The sequence below is a fragment of the Pseudomonas sp. 43mfcvi1.1 genome (genome assembly GCF_900115935.1).
Classification (GTDB): Bacteria; Pseudomonadota; Gammaproteobacteria; order Pseudomonadales; family Pseudomonadaceae; genus Aquipseudomonas; species Aquipseudomonas bijieensis.
On the sequence record NZ_UETT01000003.1, the window covers coordinates 174138 to 193700 of the forward strand.

The window sequence follows — 19563 nt, forward strand, 5'->3', positions numbered from 1 at the left end:
TTGACTACCGCTTTTTTGCAAGGACAACCCATCGGGCCAAGGCCGAATTACTCGACGAAGCCGCCGACCGGAAACGCCTCGCTGCCACGCCAGCGGCGCACCGAGCGCTGGAAGAACAAGCTGTTGGGTACTTGCACCATGGCGCTGCCGGTGCCGAGCTCCTCGGCTTCGATCAGCGTGGTGTAGAGCAGGTTGATCGCCACCACGCGTCCCTTGATGCCGGGTTTGTCGGTGGTGTCCACCAGCTCGACCACATCGCCCAGGCGAAACGGTCCGACGGTGTAGATCAACACGGCGCAGAACAGGTTCGACAACACGCTCCAGATGGCGAAGAACGCCACCGCTGCCACCGCGACAAAACCCGACAATGCAGTCCACAGTACCGTCGCCGAGACGCCCAGGCGTTCGAGCACCACCAGCACTGCGCTACCCATGATCAACCAGCGCAGCACACCTCGCAGGATGATCACCAACTGCGGCGGAAATGGGTAACGCTCACCCAGGCCTGTAAGGGCCCGCGCCACGACACGCTGCGCGACATAACCGGCCAGCAGAATCAGCAGGATTTGCACACCGAGCCAGATCGGCTCGATCCACATGACAGGTACAGGCAACGCCAACGCTTCCATCAGGACAACGCCTCCAGCTCCGCTTGCAGGTTTTCCAGCAGTTCCAGCGCTTGCATCCACGCCTCCTCGAGCTCCGCTTCCCGAACCTTCAGCTTGGCTTGCTCCGCCAGCAGGTCACGCAATTCATCCTTGCGAGCCGCCTCGTAAAGACCGCTATCGCCGAGGCTGGTTTCGATCTTTTGCAGTTTTTCATGCAGCTTGCCCAACTCGGTTTCGAGCTTGTCGGCCTCGCGCTTGTGCGGCGCCAGTTGCTGGCGCAATGCGGCAGCGGCCTGGCGCTGGGCTTTCTTGTCGGTCTTGTCCGGGTTGACCGGTGTGCTGCTGACCGGCGCGTTGCGCTGGCGGTACTCCACCAGCCAACGGGCGTAGTCCTCCAGATCGCCGTCGAACTCCTCGACCTTGCCGTCGGCCACCAGGAAGAAATTATCCGTGGTGCTCTTGAGCAAATGCCGATCGTGGGACACCACCAGCACCGCACCACTGAACTCCTGCAAGGCCATGGTCAGGGCCAGGCGCATCTCCAGGTCCAGGTGGTTGGTCGGTTCGTCGAGCAGCAACAGGTTCGGCCGACCCCAGGCGATCAACGCCAGCGCCAGGCGCGCCTTTTCGCCGCCAGAGAAATTCAGCACCGGCTCGTCGATACGTGCGCCGCGGAAGTCGAAACCGCCGAGGAAGTCACGCAGGGTCTGCTCACGCTCGGTGGGCGCCAGGCGTTGTAAGTGCAGCAGTGGGCTGGCCTTGGAATCCAGGGAGTCAAGCTGATGCTGGGCGAAGTAGCCGACCACAGTGTTCTCGCCACGGGTCAGGCGCCCGGCCAGCGGCTCGAGTTCGCCGGAAAGGTTTTTGATCAGGGTCGACTTACCGGCACCGTTGGGGCCCAGCAGACCGATCCGCGCACCCGGGGTCAGTTGCAGCTTGACCTTCTCCAGCACGGTCTTGTCGCCATAGCCCAGGCGCGCGTCGGACAGGTCGATCAACGGGCTGGAGATCTTGGTCGATTCGCGAAAGACAAAATCGAACGGCGAATCGACATGGGCCGCAGACAGCTCTTCCATCCGCTCCAGCGCCTTGATCCGGCTCTGGGCCTGGCGGGCCTTGGTGGCCTGGGCCTTGAAGCGGGCGATGTAGCTTTCCATGTGCGCCCGCTGTGCCTGTTGCTTCTCGTAGGCCTGCTGTTGCTGGGCCAGGCGTTCGGCACGAGCGCGCTCGAAGGCGCTGTAGCCACCGCGGTACAAGGTCAGCTTGCGCTGATCGACATGGGCGACGTGATCGACCACGGCGTCGAGGAAGTCACGGTCGTGGGAAATCAGCAGCAGCGTGCCCGGGTAGCTCTTGAGCCAGTCTTCGAGCCAGATGATGGCGTCGAGGTCCAAGTGGTTGGTCGGCTCATCGAGCAACAGCAGATCCGAAGGGCACATCAAGGCCTGCGCCAGGTTCAGGCGCATCCGCCAGCCACCGGAGAAATCCCCGACCTGGCGATCCATCTGCTCATTGGTAAAGCCCAGGCCGGCGAGCAATTTGCGCGCGCGGGCATCGGCGGTGTAGCCGTCGGCACTGTCGAGTTCCGCGTGCAGGCGGGCCTGTGCGGCACCGTCGTGGGCCGTTTCGGCGGCAGCCAGGTCACGTTGCACCTGGCGCAGGCGCAAGTCGCCATCGAGCACGTAGTCCACTGCCAGGCGCTCGAGGGTGTCGACCTCCTGGCGCATGTGGGCGATACGCCAATCGGCCGGCAGCAGGCAATCTCCCGAGTCTGGGTGCAACTCGCCGCGCAGCAAGGCGAACAGGCTCGATTTGCCGGCGCCGTTGGCGCCGATGAGGCCGGCTTTGTGGCCGGCGTGCAGGGTCAGCTCGGCGTCTTCTAGCAGACGTTGCGGGCCACGCTGTAAAGTCAGGTTCTGAAGTCGGATCATAATGGCGGCGGAGTCTACCAGCTTCGCTCGCAACTGGCGCGAGTAGCACGATGTCCCCTGACCTGTGGAGTTTTTCCCTCGACCTCTATGCCAAGCCTGGCGTAGAGCCTGCCTGCCTGGCGTCGCAGGACGCCGGCGCCAACGTCTGCCTGCTGCTTTGCGGCCTGTGGCTGGCGCAGCGCGGCGTGGCCTGCAATGAGCAAAGGCTGCGCCAGCTTCGACAATTGGCCGAACCGTGGGATGCCGAGGTGGTGCGGCCCCTGCGCACGCTTCGCAGCCAATGGAAAACCGGCGCCCTCCAGGACACGGCACTCAATGACCTGCGCGAACAGGTCAAGCAACTGGAGTTGGCAGCCGAACGGCAATTGCTGGAACGATTGGAAGCGCTGGCCAAGGATTGGCCTGGAGCACAACAGAACGATTCAGCGCAATGGCTGCAAGGGCTGGCGGCGAATGCCGGACCAGCGAGCCGCGACGCGCTGCATCAGCTGCGCGTCGCGGTGTCCGGCACTTAGGAAGCGCTGGTTGGGGTGCTGCTGGTGCTCGGCGCAACGGCGGCGGATGGGCTGGGCGCCGCGGCCGGAGTGCTGGCGGTTGGAGCAGGTGCCGCAGTCGGAGCCGGCGTCGCTGGCTTGGCTGCTGGTGCAGTCGAGGGTTTTGCAGCGGCTGGTTTTTTCACGGCAGGTTTCGCCGCTGGTTTGGCCGCTGGTTTGGCGGCAGGTTTGGCAGCGGTCGGCTTCGCGGCAGCTGGTTTGGCAGGCGCTTTAGCAGCAGCCGGTTTGGCAGCGGGTTTGGCCGCCACTTTGGCGGGGGCTTTGGCAGCGACTGGCTTGGCGGCCGTTTTCGCAGCAGGCTTGGCAGCAGCCGTTTTGGTTGCCGCAGGCTTGGCAGCTGGCTTGGCGGCGGCAGGTTTGGCAGTGGATTTCACAGCCGCTTTTGCAGCGGGTTTAGCGGCAGCGGTTTTCGTCGCGGCAGGTTTGGCGGCGGCGGTTTTAGCGACAGGTTTGGCTACAGCTTTTGCCGCAGGTTTAGCAGCAGGTTTAGCAGCAGGTTTAGCAGCAGCTTTTACAGCGGGCTTGGCGGCAGCAGGTTTAGCGGCCGCGGTTTTTGCGGCAGGCTTGGCAGCCGCCTTGACGACTGGTTTTTTGGCCGCAGGTTTTGCAGCACTGGCAGCGACGGGTTTGGCGGCAGGCTTGCTGGCAGCTTTGGCCGGTGCCTTGGCGGCAGGCTTGGCAGCGACTTTGGCCGGTGCTTTTGCCGCAACGGGTTTAGCCACCGGCTTCTTGGCCGATACAGCGGCAGGCTTGGCAGCACGAAGTGTCAGCGCCTTGCCTGCGGCTTCTTGCACACGACCGACACCCTGGGCCAGTTTCAGGCTTTCCTGGGCATCGCGTTTGAGTTGCAGAATGTAGGCACGGGTTTCGGACTGACGATCCTTCAAGGCATCAAGCAGGTCTTCGAGTTCTTTCACGACATCTTTGGCCTTGGCTTGCGCCTTGGCCTTGCCAGCGGTGGCTGCGTCTTGCAGTTTGGTGCGCGACTTGTGCAGTTTTTCCTGCGCTTTGCCGCGTTGTTTTTCCAGCTTGGCGAGCAGTTTCTCAGCATCAGCCAGAGCTTGGGAGCAGGCATTTTCCAAATGTTCGAGCAAGCTGCCCGAGAGTTGTTGGAGCAAGTGCAACGGAGTGTTTACAGGCTTCTTGGTGGCCGACATGGTTTACCTCCTGACTGACGTAAGTGCGGCTCATACTAGACCTCTGCTACAACCGCCGCTAGGGCATGTTGACACTACATAAGACGTTGCGTTGCAAGAGACGAAAAATCTTCTGCGTCAGCGTCCAGGCAATCCACCTTTATAGAGATCGGCACTGGCATAATTCCTCGATTCGAGGCCGGAGAGCACACATGTCGCGTCACCTGTTTTTATTCCTGTGCATGGTTTGCTCCACGGTCCAGGCCGTTGAAAAAACCAGCGCAAACGATGCTCACGATCTGGCTTATAGCCTGGGCGCCAGCCTCGGTGAACGCCTGCGCCAGGACGTGCCGGACCTGCAGATCAAAGCCTTGGTCGAGGGTTTGCAACAGGCCTACCTGGGCAAGCCGCTGGCCCTGGAAGATGAACGCATCGAACAGATCCTGGCCGAGCACCAGGCACAATTGAATGCACCATCGACCACGCCGCAGATTGAAGCCGCGCTGAAAACGGAGCAGAAATTTCTCAACGAAGAAAAGAACCGACCCGGTGTCCAGCAACTCGCCGACGGCATTCTGTTGACCGAAATCAAGCCAGGCCACGGCGCGAAGGCCGGCCCTCACGGCAAAGTCCAGGTGCTTTACACCGGTCGATTGCCGGACGGCACCGTATTCGACTCCAACCGCCAGGCGCAGTGGTTCAACCTCGACAGCGTGATTGACGGCTGGCGCACTGCACTGCCGCAAATGCCGGTAGGTGCGAAATGGCGCTTGGTGATCCCTTCGTCCTTGGCCTATGGCGCCGAAGGGGCAGGAGATGTGATCCCGCCGTTCACGCCACTGGTGTTTGAAATCGAGTTGCTGGGCGCGACCATCTGACCCTGGCCCAACGAAAAACGGTGCGCAATGCGCACCGTTTTTTCATGACCGCGAAACCCTCTCAGGCCTGGACCGCAGCTTCTTCCTTGTGGGCGTTGTGCAGCACTTCGATCAGGCAGTCTTCCAACTCGAAACGTTCGTGCAGCAAGCCGCCCAGCTCCTTGAATTTTTCCGCGACGCACTTGCCTTCATCGCATAGGTCGTTGAACGCCAGCAGCTTTTCGGTGATGACATCGATGCGCGGGTAGATCTGCTCGGCGAGCTCCAGGCCACGCTTGTCGTTGAAAGCCTTGGCCTCGCCCGTCAGTTGTTCGTAGATCTCGAAATGACCGGCAGACACATAGTCGACCAGCACACCGCAGAACTCCTGCAAGGGTTTGCGGCTTTCGCTCAGCGCTTCAGGCTTATCGCCGAGGGCATCATAGGCCCGAACCAATTCGTGGCGCTCCTGCAACCAGCGATCGATCAGCAGATGCACTCCACCCCAGCGTTCCTGCGCATTCTGACAACTTTCGAGCATGGTGATTTCTTCCCTTGTGAGTCATGCCACTCGCAGCCTGTGCACGCCTGATGATCAGGGACAAGCCAGACACAACATGATCGAGCGGCACAATTCCAATAACACGTGCGGGCCAGATTATGCCCGCACGACAATGGCTTCAAGGTACGCAGGAGATAAAGTTCATACAAGTGTTTAATCCAGGGCCCGGACCAACTGCGACGTATCGTCGCGAAGCGGTCGTACCAGAGCACTCCAGACAAGGCGCAGCAGCAGATAGGTCATCGCGCTGGATACCGCGAGGAAAAACAACAGGCTCCATTCGGGGATGCTCAGGTCAAACAGCGTCCAGGTGATATTGGCGCAATCGACAGCGCCATCAAGGACGCGGTGCAACGCACACCACCAGGAATCCGCCGGCTTGAGCTGGGCAATACAGTCGGGCAACGGTTCGAACGAACGGCTCTGTATCAGAACCTGGCGCCATGCCAGGGTCATCCCCCCCACCACAAAAACCAACCCCGCCGCCCCATACAGGAGACTGCCTCGTTGCCCTGGACCGTGTACGCATGCCACGAGGTTGCTCGCCAGGAACAGCATCAGGCACAACCGCTGCAAGACACACAGGCTGCAAGGCATCAGGCCGACCGAATACTCCAGATAAGTGGCGATGCCCAAAGCCAGGGCCGCGGCGATGGAAGCCATGAGAAACAAGAAGCGTGAGCTGGCCAAAGACATGGCGGTTCCGTAACAGAAGAGACAAGTAGTTACGGTAGAGGAAAGCCCTCGGGCCTTTCAAGGCAGGCCCGCGCAGACACTTCACCAGGGATGTAGGGAATTCCCGACAGGTCGAAGAGGATTCAGCGCACCCAGCTGTAGGACTTTGCTGAAGGCATGGCCAAAGCCCCAGAAACAAACAGATATCACCTATGGGAGCAAGGCTTGCCCGCGATGAAGACGACACAGTCTTTCAGAAACCGAGGCACCGGTTTCGCGAGCAGGCTTTGCTTCCAACCATGGGGGCACCGCAATGTCTCATCTCAAGTGGACATGACCTTAGCCGGGATCGGAACCGGCAACGGTGCGGCCAACAGACGCTCATCCAACAGCCCCAGCCCCTCCTGGAACAACTGATTGCTGCGCTCGGCGTCCCCCAGTTGCGCCAGTAACCGCGCCAGTTCGGCACAGGCTTCGGGATTACGTTGGACGCGCAAACTGTTTTCCAGGTAATCCCGCGCCTTGCCCCACAAGCTGTTTTGCAGGCATAGACGCCCCAGGGTCAGCAGCAGGCTTGGATCGGCCGGATGGTCCTTGAGCCAACCTTCGGCCGCTTGCAACTGGCGGCTCGGATCACTGCCACGAACCAACCCGTACAGGCGCGCCAGATGGCTGTCATAGTGACGCTTGAGCGCACCTCGCAGCACCTCTTCGGCCTCGACCTGCGCGCCCAACTGGCGCAGTTGCTCGGCATAGGCCAGCACCAGCGCCGGCTCCTGGCGCTGGGCCGAGGTCAGTTGTTGCCAGGCGCGATTGAGCGACTGCAAACCGACGCTGCCGTCCTCCTCGCGGTGGGCTGCCAGGGTGAGGTTTTCGCCCCAGGCGCGACGTTCCAGTTCAGCCAATTCAGCCGGCGGCAGGACCTTGTCCTTGCGCAACTCCGGTAACAGCCGGATCACCGCCGACCAATCGCCGCGCTGCTGATGCAGGCGTTGCAGTTGGCGCAGGGCCTGGACGTTATGGGGATGGCGCTCGTGCATGGCCTGCAGTGTGCTCAAGGCGCCGTCCGTGTCACCGCGATCGGTCTGCAGTTGCGCGTGCGTCAGGGCAATGGCCAGTTCCGCCTGGGGCTGACGCTCCAGGGCGCGCTCCAGCAAACTGTCGCTCTGTTCGTAAAGACCTTGTTCGTTGGCCGCGCGGGCGGCACCGAGGTAATACAGCAGCGGCTGGCGCTCGGCTTCGGCGGCGCGATGCAGGTGTCGCTGAGCACTGGCCCAGCGACCTTCGGCCAGATCCAACTGACCGTGCTCGATCGCCACTTGCACCCGCCGGCTGCGGTTGCGCCGCGACCACGGGTTGACCACGCCACTGGACGTGGTCACCAGGCCGATCAACGCCCTCAGGCCTCGCCACACCAGCCAGAGCACTGCCACCAAGGCCAGGGTGACCCACAGGCCCGCTTCATAACGGAAGTTCTTGTACGCCACCAGCACGTAACCCGAATGCTCGGCAATCGCCACGCCCAGCAAAGCAGCGGCAGCGATGACCACGAACAGAATCACGTAGAGACGCTTCATGGCTTGGCCTCCTGCGCGCCAGGCGCGGGCAGCGGCTTGACCGATTCCTGGGCATTGAGGTTACGACGCTCGAGGTAAGCCTGGACGCTGCTCAGCGTGCCTGTCAGGTCCGGGGTGACCACCGTCACCGGTTGCTTGGACAGTTCACCTACGCGTTCAAGCATGATTTTGCTTTGCGGGTTGTCCTGGTTGAAGTTGTTCTTCAACACGTCCCGTGCCTCGGTCAGCGCCTGGGTGTATACCGGCGCCTGACCATTGAGGGCGGCCCATTGCGCCTGCTCCAGCGCCAGGCTCAAGGCCAGGCGCACTTGCACAAGGCTTTGCCCGGCCAGCAGCGGACGAACATTCTCATCCGCGTTGAAGTCGATACGGATATAGCGCGAGATCTGGTCCCACCACTGCGCCCAACGACTGGCGCCATCGCCATCGGCGGTCAGGCCCAGCAGGGATTCACCACGGTCCTTGTACTCGGGGGCCAGCTCGGTCAGTTGCAGCACCTGGTCGCGCAGAGCACCCAGTTGCAGGAACAGGCCGGTGCGATCCGGTTGTTCGGTACTGCGCAACGCGGCGAGGGTCTTGGCCAGTTGCTCGCGGGCGGCGAACGAACCGGGGTCGTTCTGCTCGCGCAGGATTTCGTCAGCACCCTGGACCAGCGCCTGGGCACTGTTGATGTCTTGCAGGGCCGAAAGACGCAGGCTGGCCAGGCGCAACAGGTGCTCGGCCTCGGCCAGGCGCCAATCCTTGCGGCTGGCACCGAGCACGGTTTCCAGGCGCTGGTTCAGGCGCTGCTGGTCACCTTGCAACTGGGCCACCAGGCGCCGCCGCTCCTCCAGCTCTTCGGCCGGGGGCAATTGCGCCAGGCGCTCGCTCAAGCGTTGCTCGTTGAGCTTGAGGGTCTGGGCCTGATCGTTCAGCGCCTGGACCTGGGCGGACTGCTGCTGGTTATTGGTTTGCAGGTGACGCACCTGCCACACGCCCCAACCGCCTACGGCTACGCCGGCGACCCCGAGCAGCAAGGCAACAATGGCCAGCCCGTTGCCGCGCCGCGGCGCCATCGGGGGCGGAGTTTCAACCGGCGCATCGATCGCTGGCTGGTCTAGATCTTCTTTTGGCAAGGCTGTTTCGCTCACGTATCCATCCTTTGCATTAGAAAACGGCACGGAGTGTTCCCGTAGCGCCGCCAGCAAAGCCGCGGCATTGGCGCCACGGCAATCCACAACTGTTCGGGCCCCGGCGGCACGCGCCATCTCGGCAACCCTTGGGCTTGGAACAAACAACGGTAACCGCGCCAGGGCCGGCCACGCATCGCCGGCCAGCCGCTGCAGATGCTCGAAGCCCTGCCCACTGCTGACCACCAGTGCGTTCAAGCGTTCCGCTTCAACTTTCGCCGGCAACGCCCCTTCGCCGTAATTGGGCAAGTGGCGGCGGTACAACTCCAGATAATCGACACTAGCACCTTGCTCGCGCAAACGCTCTGCCAGCAAGCCACGCCCGCCTTCGCCCCGCACAATCAAAACCTTGGGTTCAGGCCGCGCAATAGCCTGGCGCAAGACCAAGTGCTCCAGCAAGGCTTCGCTGTCGTCGCCGTTATCGGGATAAAAAACCGTGAGGCCGGCATCGATGAGGATCTGTCCGGTGGCGGCGCCCACACTGAACCATGGTTGGTCTGGAGGCTGGGGCCAGTACTGGCGCAGCAGCTCGACGCACAGGCGTGCGGCAGGTTTGCTGACCACGATCACGGCACAGTATTGGTCCAGCGCCTGGAGTATCGCTCGCCCGGCCTCGGACAGCGGGACCGGCTCGATATCCAGCAAGGGCAGGCTGCTGCTGTAGACTCCCGCTTCGGCCAGGACAGCCGCCAGCGCCGACGACTCGTCCGCCGGCCGGGTGAGCAGCAGCCGCCAGCCCGTCACGTGTGGCCGGCCTCGCCGTAGACCGCCTTGAGGATGTCGCCTGCGCCCTGGCCCAGCAGGTCTTGCGCCACCCGCACGCCCAACGCCTCGGCATCGTGGCGCGGCGCCCGGGCTTCGGCGCTGAGCAGCCGGCCACCGTTGGGATCTCCTACCAGGCCGCGCAACCAGACTTGTTCGCCTTCCAGCACGGCGTAACAGGCGATCGGCACCTGGCAACCGCCATTGAGATGTTTGTTGAGGGCACGCTCGGCGAACACTCGCGTGGCGGTGTCTGCATGGTGCAGCGGTGCCAGCAGGGCGTGGATTTCGCTGTCGGCGCTGCGGCACTCGATGCCCACCGCCCCTTGTCCACCGGCCGGCAGACTGTCATCGACGCTGATGGCCGAGGTGATGCGATCTTCAAAGCCCAGGCGAATCAGGCCGGCGGCGGCGAGGATGATCGCGTCGTACTCACCGGCATCGAGCTTGGCCAGGCGCGTGTTGACGTTACCGCGCAGGAAACGGATTTGCAGGTCCGGACGGCGAGTCAGCAACTGTGCCTGGCGACGCAGGCTGGAAGTGCCGACCACACTTCCGGCAGGCAACGCTTCAAGGCTGGAAAACGTGTTGGAGACGAACGCATCGCGGGGGTCTTCCCGTTCGCAGATGCAAAAAAGGCCCAGGCCTTCGGGGAAGTCCATGGGCACGTCCTTCATCGAGTGCACGGCGATGTCGGCTTCGTTGTCCAGCAACGCGGTTTCCAGCTCTTTGACGAACAGGCCCTTGCCACCGATCTTCGACAGCGGCGAGTCCAGCAGCTTGTCACCGCGACTGACCATGGGCACCAGGGTCACGATCAGGCCGGGATGGGCCGTTTCCAGGCGGGCTTTGACGTATTCGGCCTGCCACAGGGCCAAGGCGCTTTTACGGGTGGCGATGCGGATCTCGCGAGGGGACATGGATCAATCCGTACTTAAAAGATACGGCAGATAATAACAGCTCAGTCAAAACCGCTTTGATTTGAATCACGACCCCAAGGCCTCCCTGGCCGCCAAATCCTGGAAATGAAACGCGTTGAACGCCTTGGACCGCCGCGCTAAAGCTGCTGCATCATCTTGCGAACCCCGGCCACGTGCCGCCGGCTGACAATCAGCGCATCGCCATTGAGGCCCTTGAGGAACAGCTGGAAGTGCCCAAGGGGGGTGCGTTGCAAACGCTCGATACGCTCGCGGGCCACGAGGGCGTTGCGGTGGATGCGTACGAAACGCTCGCCGAACTCGTCTTCGAGGGCCTTGAGTGGCTCATCCAGTAACACCTCGCCACTCTCATGGCGCAAGGTCACGTATTTATGGTCGGCAATGAAGTAGACGACCTGGTTCAACGGGATCAGCTCGATGCCTTTGCGGGTGCGCGCACTGATATGGCTGCGCGGGCCGCTGCCGCTTTCGGCGGCGGGACGGGTCAGCGCCGCCAGTTGCACGCGGTTGGGCCGCTCGGCCTTGCGCAAGGCCTCGAGCAACGCCTCGGACGCCACCGGCTTGACCAGGTACCCCACGGCACCGGCTTGCAGCACCTCGGGCGGAAAATCGTCCCGGGTGGTACAGAACACCACGGCGGGCGGCGACTCTCGTTCGCACAACTTCGCCGCGACCTGCAGGCCGTCCAGGCCAGGCATGCGAATGTCGAGCAGCACGATATCCGGCTTGTGGCTGTCAATAAGGGCCAATGCCTCTTCGCCATTGGTGGCGCTCGGCTCCAGGACACTGTAACCCTCGAGCTCGCCAACCATTCGGCTCAGGCGCTCGCGGGCCAGTGGTTCGTCATCAACGATCAGGACATTCATATTGCGCTGGATTCCTGCGTGAGTCTCGCACAAGGATAGCGTAGACAGGGGAAGTGACATCCGTCACCGCGATCCACGCTAAGACTCGCTCGAGGGCCAAAAAGTGCCGCGAGGCGGTTGCCTATCTTTACCAGCGCTTGACGACCGATGCCCGAGGCCCGTTGTCGCACGGCGTCGCCGTAGGGATTGTTAACTGTCGATCTGACCAATATGAGCCCCCCTTCTTAATCTATCGCCCGCTGCGCCATGGATGGAAAAGCAAAAGTCCTACAGTCCACTGTAGACGGTTGCCACGACGATATTGCTCAATCGAAAAATATCGTTGTGCCAAACCCCTGTTGGATCCCAGGGTTCTATCGAAAAACCTGCCGACCAGTGCCAGCGCCAGTCCCGGCAACCCTGCTATCATCCGCCGCAGCCTTTAACCGCTAATTTCTCCACAGCCGATCACGAGCGAATTCATGAGCACTGACAAGACCAATCAGTCCTGGGGCGGCCGCTTCAGTGAACCCGTCGACGCCTTCGTCGCCCGCTTCACCGCCTCCGTCAACTTTGACCAGCGCCTGTATCGCCACGACATCATGGGTTCGATCGCCCACGCCACCATGCTGGCCAAGGTCGGCGTGCTGACCGATGCCGAGCGCGACAGCATCATCGACGGCCTGAAGACCATCCAGGCGGAAATCGAGGCCGGCCAGTTCGACTGGCGCGTCGACCTTGAAGACGTGCACATGAACATCGAAGCGCGCCTGACCGACCGCATCGGCGTGACGGGCAAGAAACTGCACACCGGCCGCAGCCGCAACGACCAGGTCGCCACCGACATCCGCCTGTGGCTGCGCGACGAGATCGACCTGATCCTGGCCGAAATCACCCGCCTGCAAAAAGGCCTGCTGGAGCAAGCCGAGCGCGAGGCCGAGAGCATCATGCCGGGCTTCACGCACCTGCAGACCGCCCAACCTGTAACATTTGGGCATCACATGCTGGCCTGGTTCGAAATGCTCAGCCGCGACTACGAGCGCCTGGTGGACTGCCGCAAGCGCACCAACCGCATGCCCCTGGGCAGCGCCGCGCTGGCCGGCACCACGTACCCGATCGATCGTGAATACACCGCGCAGTTGCTGGGCTTCGACGCCGTCGGCGGCAACTCGCTGGATAACGTCTCGGACCGCGATTTCGCCATCGAATTCTGTGCCGCCGCGAGCATCGCGATGATGCACCTGTCGCGCTTCTCCGAAGAGCTGGTGCTGTGGACCAGTGCGCAATTCCAGTTCATTGACCTGCCCGACCGCTTCTGCACCGGCAGCTCGATCATGCCGCAAAAGAAAAACCCCGACGTGCCAGAGCTGGTGCGTGGCAAGAGTGGCCGGGTGTTCGGTGCTCTGATGGGCCTGCTGACCCTGATGAAAGGCCAGCCGCTGGCCTACAACAAGGACAACCAGGAAGACAAGGAACCGCTGTTCGACGCCGCCGACACCTTGCGCGACTCGCTGCGCGCCTTCGCCGACATGATCCCGGCCATCAAGCCCAAGCACGCGGTGATGCGCGAAGCGGCTCTGCGCGGCTTCTCCACCGCCACGGACCTGGCCGATTACCTGGTGCGCCGTGGCCTGCCGTTCCGCGACTGCCACGAAATCGTTGGTCATGCCGTGAAGTACGGCGTGGACAGTGGCAAAGACCTGGCGGAAATGAGCCTGGACGAGCTGCGCAAGTTCAGTGACCAGATCGAACAGGACGTGTTTGCCGTGCTGACCCTCGAAGGCTCGGTCAATGCCCGTGACCACATCGGTGGCACCGCGCCGGCGCAGGTCAAGGCAGCGGTGGTACGCGGCCAGGCGTTGCTCGCCAGCCGCTAAAAGCCAAAAGCATCGCGAGCAGGCTCGCTCCCACAGTGGAACTTCAGTGAACACATGATTTGTGAACATGGAGATCAAATGTGGGAGCGAGCCTGCTCGCGATAACTCACTTCAAAACAGCACAAAACTCACTTCTTGGCAGCGATCTTCGCCAAAAAATCCGGCATCGCTGCCTCTCTATCCGCAGCGATCCGCTGCACGTTCGGGTTCCGCTCCAAACGCTCCATCAGTGCCTTGGCCGCCGGCATGTCCGCGAGCAAATCGATATCGAAGAGTTTCTTGCCCACCTGCAGGGCCAGCGAAAGACTGTAGAAGAAATACAGATCGGCAATGCTCAGACTATCCCCTGCCACATAAGGCGAGAATTTGCCGTGGCGGCCGAGCGAGGCGAACCCCAGCAGCAATTCGGCCCTGGACTTTTCCTTGATGGCGTCGGCGACCGACATGCCGAAAAACGCCTCGCCATAACAGGCTCGTCCCGGCAGCTCGATGTACAACTCGATTTCCCGGCACAAGGCCAATACCTGGGCGCGCTCGAACGGGTCGGCTGGCAGCAGGGCCTTACCCGGTTGGGTTTGCTCGATGTATTCGAGGATGACGCTGGTCTCGTTGATAAAGCCCTGCTCGGTCTTCAGCACTGGCACCTTGCCGCGGGGGCTGATGGCCAGGGCTTCAGGGGTCTGGCTACCGTAGAACTGCACTTCTTCGAAGGGCACGCCCTTCTCCAACAGCGCCAGCTTGACCATGTTGTAGTAGTTACTGACAGAGAAACCATAAAGCTTGAGCATTACAAAGCCTCCAGGCCGTGCGGGGTTGGCAGCCTTGCGTTATAGACCGCCGGGGCATTTCTTGCCAGGCGCATCACGCCGCTGAATGCAGGTAAACTGGCGGCCTTTCTCAAAGGAGCCTGCCATGAGCGAGCCAACCGACATCGACAGCGACGAAGAAGAATTCGTCGAGAACACGCTGATCCAGGCCATCGAAAACCAGATCGAAAGTGAAAACCCGCCAGCGGCCAAGGCCACTTTCAATAAGTTGACCCTGGTGGGTTATGAGCGCGAAGACATCCTCAACCTGATGGCCCATGTGCTGGCGGTGGAGATCGATGCGATCCTGGAAGAGGATCGTGCGTTTAATACCGAGTGGTACGAAGCCGCCTTGCGCGCCTTGCCTGAGTTGCCGCCGGAAAAGAACTGAACGACAGGCAAACACACCCTGTGGCGAGGGGATTTATCCCCGCTGGGGCGCGAAGCGGCCCTAAAAAATTGGCCTCATTACGATTTTGGGCCTGCTGCGCAGTCCAGCGGGGATAAATCCCCTCGCCACGGGTGTATTTGCCTGACAGAACACTGGCCCCCCTCACCCCAAACAAAAAAAGCATGCCTCTGAGACTGGACAGCTCGGCCGAGTGCGCTCACCTTAGTAACGCTGTCGACCAAATTCCTAGAAAGTCTGGAGTCCTTATGTCGCTTACCCCTGAGTTGGTTGCCGAACTGGAAATCCTTGCACTCTTCAACCTGGACAGTTCCCAGGAAGGCCTGAAAATTCATCAGACCGCTGCCCCTAAAGCGATTGCCGCTGCCCAACGCCTGTTCGAGAAAGAACTGATCACCCAGCCCGATGGTGGCTACCTGACAAGCCTGGGACGAGATGCCGCCCAAAATGTACAAACCGTCCTGACGATACTCAGCGTCCAAGAAGCCGCCTGACCCCCTGCCGCCCACGGAAATCTCCTTTGCCGGGATTTCCGCAGGCGCACGGGTGCCCTGCGTAAAAAAACTGGCATCCGAATCCTGTTTTCACCTTAAGTATTCCCAAGACCGGGCGCTAACCTGCCATCACCCCACGTTCGACGCCGCGAGCCGGTTTGAGCAGACATGACCCGCAATCACGAAATACGCCCCGATCTGGACGAGGGAATCGACCGCAAGGTCTTGAGCCAGTTGCGCGCACGTTTTCTCAAGCTCAACACCGTACGGATGGAGCGCGCCCTCGAAGGCTTGTCGCCCCGCCAGCAAGGCGTGCTGACGTTGCTGCCGCTGTTTTTTCACGTCAACCACCCACTGCTACCTGGCTACGTTTCCGGCAGTACCCCTGCCGGGCTGTCGAACTACGAGCCTGACGCCAATGTCCTTGCCGAAGCCCAGCGGCTGACCCGCTCGTTTTCCTACAAGCCCCGGCACGGCAGCAACCCGCCGCGACCGATCCTTGGCCTGTTCCTGATGGGCAGCCTCGGCACCCTGGCCCAGGCCGACCAGAGCGACATGGATGTATGGGTGTGCCACGGGCCAGACCTGAGCGACGATGAACTGGCCGAGCTGCGCAAGAAATGTCAGTTGCTGGAGATCTGGGCCGCGACCCAGGGCGCCGAAGCCCACTTTTTCCTGATCGACCCGGCGCGCTTCGTGCGGGGCGAGCGGGACAACCAGCTCAGCTCCGACGATTGCGGCACCACCCAGCATTACCTGCTGCTGGACGAGTTCTACCGCACCGCGATCTGGCTGGCCGGGCGCACGCCGATCTGGTGGCTGGTGCCGGTCTATGAAGAAGAGAATTACGAGCAGTACACCCATACGCTGATGTCCAAGCGTTTCATTCGCGCGGATGAAACATTGGACTTGGGGCACCTGGCCTACATTCCGCCGGGTGAATTCGTCGGTGCCGGGCTCTGGCAGCTCTTCAAAGGTATCGAGTCGCCTTACAAGTCCGTGCTCAAGCTGCTGCTGACCGAGGTCTATGCCAGCGAACACCCGAACGTGCGCTGCCTGAGCCTGCGCTTCAAGCAAGCCGTGTTTGCCAATCGCCTGGACCTGGAGGAGCTGGACCCGTACATGCTGGTTTACCGTCGCATCGAGGAATACCTCAATGCCCGTGGCGAACCCGAACGCCTGGAGTTGATCCGCCGCGCGCTGTACCTGAAGGTCAATCGCAAGCTCACCGGCCAGGCGCGCAGCAGCGGCTGGCAGCGGGTACTGCTCGAACGACTGGCCCGGGAATGGGGCTGGGACCAACGGCAACTGGCGCTGCTGGACAGCCGCAGCCAATGGAAAGTCCGTCAGGTCAGCCACGAGCGGCGGGCACTGGTCAACGAACTCACCCACAGCTACCGCTTCCTGACCCAGTTCGCCCGCACCGAAAAAACCGTCAGCCTGATCAACAAGCGCGATCTCAATGTGCTTGGCCGGCGGTTGTATGCCGCCTTCGAGCGCAAGGCCGACAAGGTCGAGTTCATCAACCCCGGCATTGCGCCGGACTTGGCCGAAGATACCCTGACACTGGTGCAGTCGCCGAACAAGAAAGAACCGGGGCAGAACCAGTGGGGCTTGTACAACGGCAGCCTCAACGCCCTGGAGTGGGAGAACTTCGCGCCGATCAAGCGCTGCCGCGAGTTGCTGGAACTGCTGACCTGGTGCCATCGCAACGGCGTGATCGACAGCAGCACACGCCTGGCGCTGCACCCCGGCGACAGCGACCTGAGCGAGTTCGAACTATTCAACCTGCTGGGCAGCCTGCAACAGACCATCGCCCTGCCCCTGGCCACGGTGGATGAAGCGCAACTGCTGCGCGCCAGCGTGCCCAGCGAAGTGCTGATCCTGGTGAACGTCGGCGTCGATCCGCTCAAGCACCACCGCGACCTGAATATCCTGATGACTACCGAGCGCACCGACTCCCTGAGCTATGCCGGGGTCCGCGAGAACCTGGTGCTGACCCTCGACCAGGTCACGCTCAACAGTTGGAATGAGGTGCTGGTCAACCGTTTCGACGGCGAACACGCCCTGCTCGACTGCCTGCGCGATTACCTCAACGACCTGCCCGTCACCCAGCGCCAGCCACGCTTGCAGGTGCGCTGCTTCTGCCACAATCGCGCCCAATTCATTGCCCGGCGCGTCGAAGAAGTCATCGAAACGGCGCAGACCCTGCTGTTGAGCAGGCTCAATCACCGCTACCTGCTTCAGGTCCAGCAGCACTATCACGTGCTGGAGCTGGTGCCCGGCCAGGTCAATCACGTGGCACTGGGCAGCTTGTCGGCGCTGATGGATTACCTGGGCGAGGAACTGACGGCCTACAGCCCCTTGCAACTGGACCCGATGGCCCTGGAAGACCATGACCTGGCGCTGATCCTGCCCATGGGGCAGCCCGAGTGCATCCAGGTGTTCTATCGCGTCAGCGAGGACGAAGCCGATCTGTACGTGCTCGATGAATTCAACGCGCTGTGGCAGCAACATGTGCCTTATCACGACGAACAAAGCCTGCTGGTGCCTTTGCAGCGTTTCTTGCAATCGGTGCTGTACCGTCGCGACGCCCTGCTGCCGCTGGACGCCGCCCAACCGCTGACCCTGGAAACCCTGTATTACCAGTTACTGCCCTCAGGCAACGGCCGGGCGCGGCGGATCGAAGCGCGGCAAGCGCCCCAGACACCGGTCAACAAGCCGTTCTATGACGTCCAGGCGATCATCGGCAAAGCGGCGCACGGGCAGGTGCATGTCACTCTGTACTGCGATCAGCAGGAGTTTTCCGAACTGGAACATGGCGACCAACTGTTCCGCGTGGTCGCCAGGGAGATCGTTGAACAGCGCCGCGAAGCCCAGCGCTATCGCTGCTACATCACCGACCTGGACCTCTCGGGCCTGGTGGGCGACGGGTCCTGCTCAAGCAATTTGTACCTGCGCTACAAGGCCGACCTGGAACGCGCGCTGAACGAGGCGCTGGCCTTGGTCTGAAGCACCGGCGCTCAGAGGTGGAAATCACCGCCGGCTTCAGGCTGGTACTCGACCTCCAGCAACGTCAGCTTCAGCGTCTTGCCACCCGGAGCCGGCCAGTCGATGTGCTGGCCGACCTTCAGGCCCAGCAATGCACTGCCCACCGGTGCCAGGATCGAGATCCGGCCTTCGTCGGCATTGGCGTCCTGTGGATAGACCAAGGTCAGGTGATAATCCTTGCCGTTGCTTTCTTCGCGACAGTGCACACGCGAGTTCATGGTCACGACATCGGCAGGTACTTCTTCGTGGCCCACCACGTTCTCGGCGCGATCCAGTTCAGCTTGCAACGCAATCACGCCCGGCAGCGTTTCATCAAGACTGTCGATCAGGCGTTCCAGACGCTGTACGTCCAGGCGGGTAAGGGTGATGGAAGGTGCGGTCATGATCCAGGCAGACTCCTTTCTTCTGCACAAAAAAAGCAAAACCCCGCCACAAAAAGACGGGGTTTTCACGGGCCTCGATGGGTTGAGGCGTAGCCGGACACTATCACAGCTCAATAAATAAACAAGTCAGGCAGGATCTGCCCATTGTCATGAGGGGGCAGAGTTACTGTGGCGAGGGGAGTGTGGGAGCAAAGCTTGCTCGCGAAACAGGCGCCTCGACTTCTGAAAGACCGCGTCGCCTCCATCGCGGGCAAGCCTTGCTCCCACACAGCGGGGCGATGCGACACTTCCCGTCCCTCGCCACAATGATCACACCAGGGATTTGCGTTTAGCCGCCTCGGCACAGATCACCCGCCGCCGCTCGTCGTCGGCCGAGCGCCATTCGCGGATATGTTCCACGTGGCGCAAACAACCGAGGCAGAACTTCTGTTCATCCAGCTTGCACACGCCGGTACACGGCGAAGGCACCGCGGGGCTGACATTACTGTAGAGCGGCTTGGCTGGGCGCGCCTGGGCTGTCTGGCTCACGCCGTCACAGGCCTTCGAAATCGAGTTTCACGCCAGCCTGCTGATCGACGATGCGCTCGAGCATCTCGCCCAATTGTTCTTCGCTCTTGTCGCACATCCAGCGCTCGCTTTCCTCGTCGTAGTCGAAATGGAAGCCACCGGACACCGCCGCCAGCCACAACTGCCGCAACGGCTCCTGGCGACTGAAGATCAATTGGCTGCCGTTTTCGAACTTGACGGTGAGTACACCGGCGGAGATTTCCAGGTCAATGTCCAGGCCACTGTCATCGAACACATCCTCCAGCGTTTGCTGGGTCGCATCGACCAGGTCGTGGAAACGGGCTTCAGTCAAACTCATTGCGGCAACCTCGAAAATGTCTGCTCATGCTCAAGCGCCGCAAGATACGGACGCCGCCCGGCGA

At 61.7% G+C, this 19563-nt stretch carries 19 protein-coding genes and 2 pseudogenes; 6 read left to right on the forward strand and 15 right to left on the reverse strand.

The window, feature by feature from the left end:
- Window positions 1–47: 47 nt before the first annotated feature.
- Window positions 48–629, reverse strand: coding sequence for a mechanosensitive ion channel family protein (locus DTP52_RS06890; RefSeq protein WP_109752622.1), 582 nt, complete (start codon window positions 627–629; stop codon window positions 48–50).
- Window positions 629–2539, reverse strand: a complete 1911-nt coding sequence (locus DTP52_RS06895; protein WP_109752623.1) for an ATP-binding cassette domain-containing protein — start codon at window positions 2537–2539, stop codon at window positions 629–631. The genes DTP52_RS06890 and DTP52_RS06895 overlap by 1 nt, the downstream gene beginning before the upstream one ends.
- 50 nt (window positions 2540–2589) lie before the next feature.
- Between DTP52_RS06895 and DTP52_RS06900 the strand changes: the two genes are divergently transcribed.
- Window positions 2590–3054, forward strand: coding sequence for a TIGR02444 family protein (locus DTP52_RS06900; protein ID WP_109752624.1), 465 nt, complete (start codon window positions 2590–2592; stop codon window positions 3052–3054).
- On the opposite strand, the gene DTP52_RS06905 is transcribed toward DTP52_RS06900, so the two are convergent.
- Window positions 3051–4250 carry an AlgP family protein gene (locus tag DTP52_RS06905; RefSeq protein WP_109752625.1) on the reverse strand — a complete coding sequence of 400 codons (1200 nt, stop codon included), beginning with the start codon at window positions 4248–4250 and terminating at the stop codon, window positions 3051–3053. The two genes, DTP52_RS06900 and DTP52_RS06905, sit on opposite strands and share 4 nt — an antisense overlap.
- A 191-nt stretch (window positions 4251–4441) precedes the next feature.
- Here DTP52_RS06905 and DTP52_RS06910 point away from each other — a divergent pair, with 191 nt between their 5' ends.
- Window positions 4442–5107 carry an FKBP-type peptidyl-prolyl cis-trans isomerase gene (locus DTP52_RS06910; RefSeq protein WP_109752626.1) on the forward strand — a complete coding sequence of 222 codons (666 nt, stop codon included), beginning with the start codon at window positions 4442–4444 and terminating at the stop codon, window positions 5105–5107.
- A 61-nt stretch (window positions 5108–5168) separates the two neighbouring features.
- Here DTP52_RS06910 and DTP52_RS06915 read toward each other — a convergent pair whose 3' ends face one another.
- The 8 genes and pseudogenes from DTP52_RS06915 to DTP52_RS31305 all read right to left on the reverse strand — a co-directional run.
- Window positions 5169–5627, reverse strand: coding sequence for an Rsd/AlgQ family anti-sigma factor (locus DTP52_RS06915; RefSeq protein ID WP_003206770.1), 459 nt, complete (start codon window positions 5625–5627; stop codon window positions 5169–5171).
- 174 nt (window positions 5628–5801) lie between these two features.
- The gene (locus DTP52_RS06925) at window positions 5802–6344 is read right to left on the reverse strand and encodes a disulfide bond formation protein B (protein ID WP_109752629.1); all 543 of its coding nucleotides are present in this window, start codon (window positions 6342–6344) and stop codon (window positions 5802–5804) included.
- A 302-nt stretch (window positions 6345–6646) separates the two neighbouring features.
- Window positions 6647–7900, reverse strand: coding sequence for a heme biosynthesis protein HemY (locus DTP52_RS06930; protein ID WP_109752631.1), 1254 nt, complete (start codon window positions 7898–7900; stop codon window positions 6647–6649).
- A complete protein-coding gene (locus DTP52_RS31295) occupies window positions 7897–9030 on the reverse strand; it encodes a uroporphyrinogen-III C-methyltransferase (protein WP_256594246.1) in 1134 nt (377 codons plus the stop codon). The genes DTP52_RS06930 and DTP52_RS31295 overlap by 4 nt, the downstream gene beginning before the upstream one ends.
- A 36-nt stretch (window positions 9031–9066) precedes the next feature.
- Window positions 9067–9813, reverse strand: a pseudogene (locus DTP52_RS31300) (uroporphyrinogen-III synthase); the annotation flags it as partial.
- Window positions 9810–10751 (reverse strand): hydroxymethylbilane synthase, encoded by a 942-nt coding sequence (gene hemC / locus DTP52_RS06940; RefSeq protein ID WP_109752635.1) that lies wholly within the window; start codon window positions 10749–10751, stop codon window positions 9810–9812. The pseudogene DTP52_RS31300 and the gene hemC, both read right to left, overlap by 4 nt.
- 137 nt (window positions 10752–10888) lie before the next feature.
- The gene (locus DTP52_RS06945) at window positions 10889–11635 is read right to left on the reverse strand and encodes a LytTR family DNA-binding domain-containing protein (RefSeq protein WP_109752637.1); all 747 of its coding nucleotides are present in this window, start codon (window positions 11633–11635) and stop codon (window positions 10889–10891) included.
- A pseudogene (locus DTP52_RS31305) lies at window positions 11632–11781 on the reverse strand (sensor histidine kinase); the annotation flags it as partial. The gene DTP52_RS06945 and the pseudogene DTP52_RS31305, both read right to left, overlap by 4 nt.
- Window positions 11782–12096: 315 nt before the next feature.
- Here DTP52_RS31305 and argH point away from each other — a divergent pair.
- Window positions 12097–13491: an argininosuccinate lyase gene (gene argH / locus DTP52_RS06955; protein WP_109752639.1), complete on the forward strand. Its 1395-nt coding sequence runs from the start codon at window positions 12097–12099 to the stop codon at window positions 13489–13491.
- A gap of 128 nt (window positions 13492–13619) precedes the next feature.
- Here argH and DTP52_RS06960 read toward each other — a convergent pair whose 3' ends face one another.
- Window positions 13620–14279 (reverse strand): glutathione S-transferase family protein, encoded by a 660-nt coding sequence (locus DTP52_RS06960; RefSeq protein ID WP_109752641.1) that lies wholly within the window; start codon window positions 14277–14279, stop codon window positions 13620–13622.
- Window positions 14280–14403: 124 nt separating this feature from the next.
- Between DTP52_RS06960 and DTP52_RS06965 the strand changes: the two genes are divergently transcribed.
- The 3 genes from DTP52_RS06965 to DTP52_RS06975 all read left to right on the forward strand — a co-directional run bounded on the left by DTP52_RS06965 (window position 14404) and on the right by DTP52_RS06975 (window position 18212).
- Window positions 14404–14688 (forward strand): hypothetical protein, encoded by a 285-nt coding sequence (locus tag DTP52_RS06965; protein WP_109752643.1) that lies wholly within the window; start codon window positions 14404–14406, stop codon window positions 14686–14688.
- A 266-nt stretch (window positions 14689–14954) separates the two neighbouring features.
- Window positions 14955–15200 (forward strand): TIGR02647 family protein, encoded by a 246-nt coding sequence (locus tag DTP52_RS06970; RefSeq protein ID WP_003206789.1) that lies wholly within the window; start codon window positions 14955–14957, stop codon window positions 15198–15200.
- A gap of 168 nt (window positions 15201–15368) precedes the next feature.
- Window positions 15369–18212, forward strand: coding sequence for a class I adenylate cyclase (locus tag DTP52_RS06975; RefSeq protein ID WP_109752645.1), 2844 nt, complete (start codon window positions 15369–15371; stop codon window positions 18210–18212).
- An 11-nt stretch (window positions 18213–18223) separates the two neighbouring features.
- On the opposite strand, the gene rnk is transcribed toward DTP52_RS06975, so the two are convergent.
- From rnk to cyaY, 3 genes are all read right to left on the reverse strand, one after another.
- Window positions 18224–18634 (reverse strand): nucleoside diphosphate kinase regulator, encoded by a 411-nt coding sequence (gene rnk / locus DTP52_RS06980; RefSeq protein ID WP_109752647.1) that lies wholly within the window; start codon window positions 18632–18634, stop codon window positions 18224–18226.
- Window positions 18635–18943: 309 nt separating this feature from the next.
- On the reverse strand, window positions 18944–19162 hold the full coding sequence (locus tag DTP52_RS06990; RefSeq protein WP_109752651.1) for a DUF1289 domain-containing protein: 219 nt from the start codon (window positions 19160–19162) through the stop codon (window positions 18944–18946).
- 4 nt (window positions 19163–19166) lie between these two features.
- Complete coding sequence (cyaY, locus tag DTP52_RS06995; RefSeq protein WP_109752653.1) at window positions 19167–19499, reverse strand: iron donor protein CyaY; 333 nt, start codon at window positions 19497–19499, stop codon at window positions 19167–19169.
- Window positions 19500–19563 lie beyond the last annotated feature (64 nt).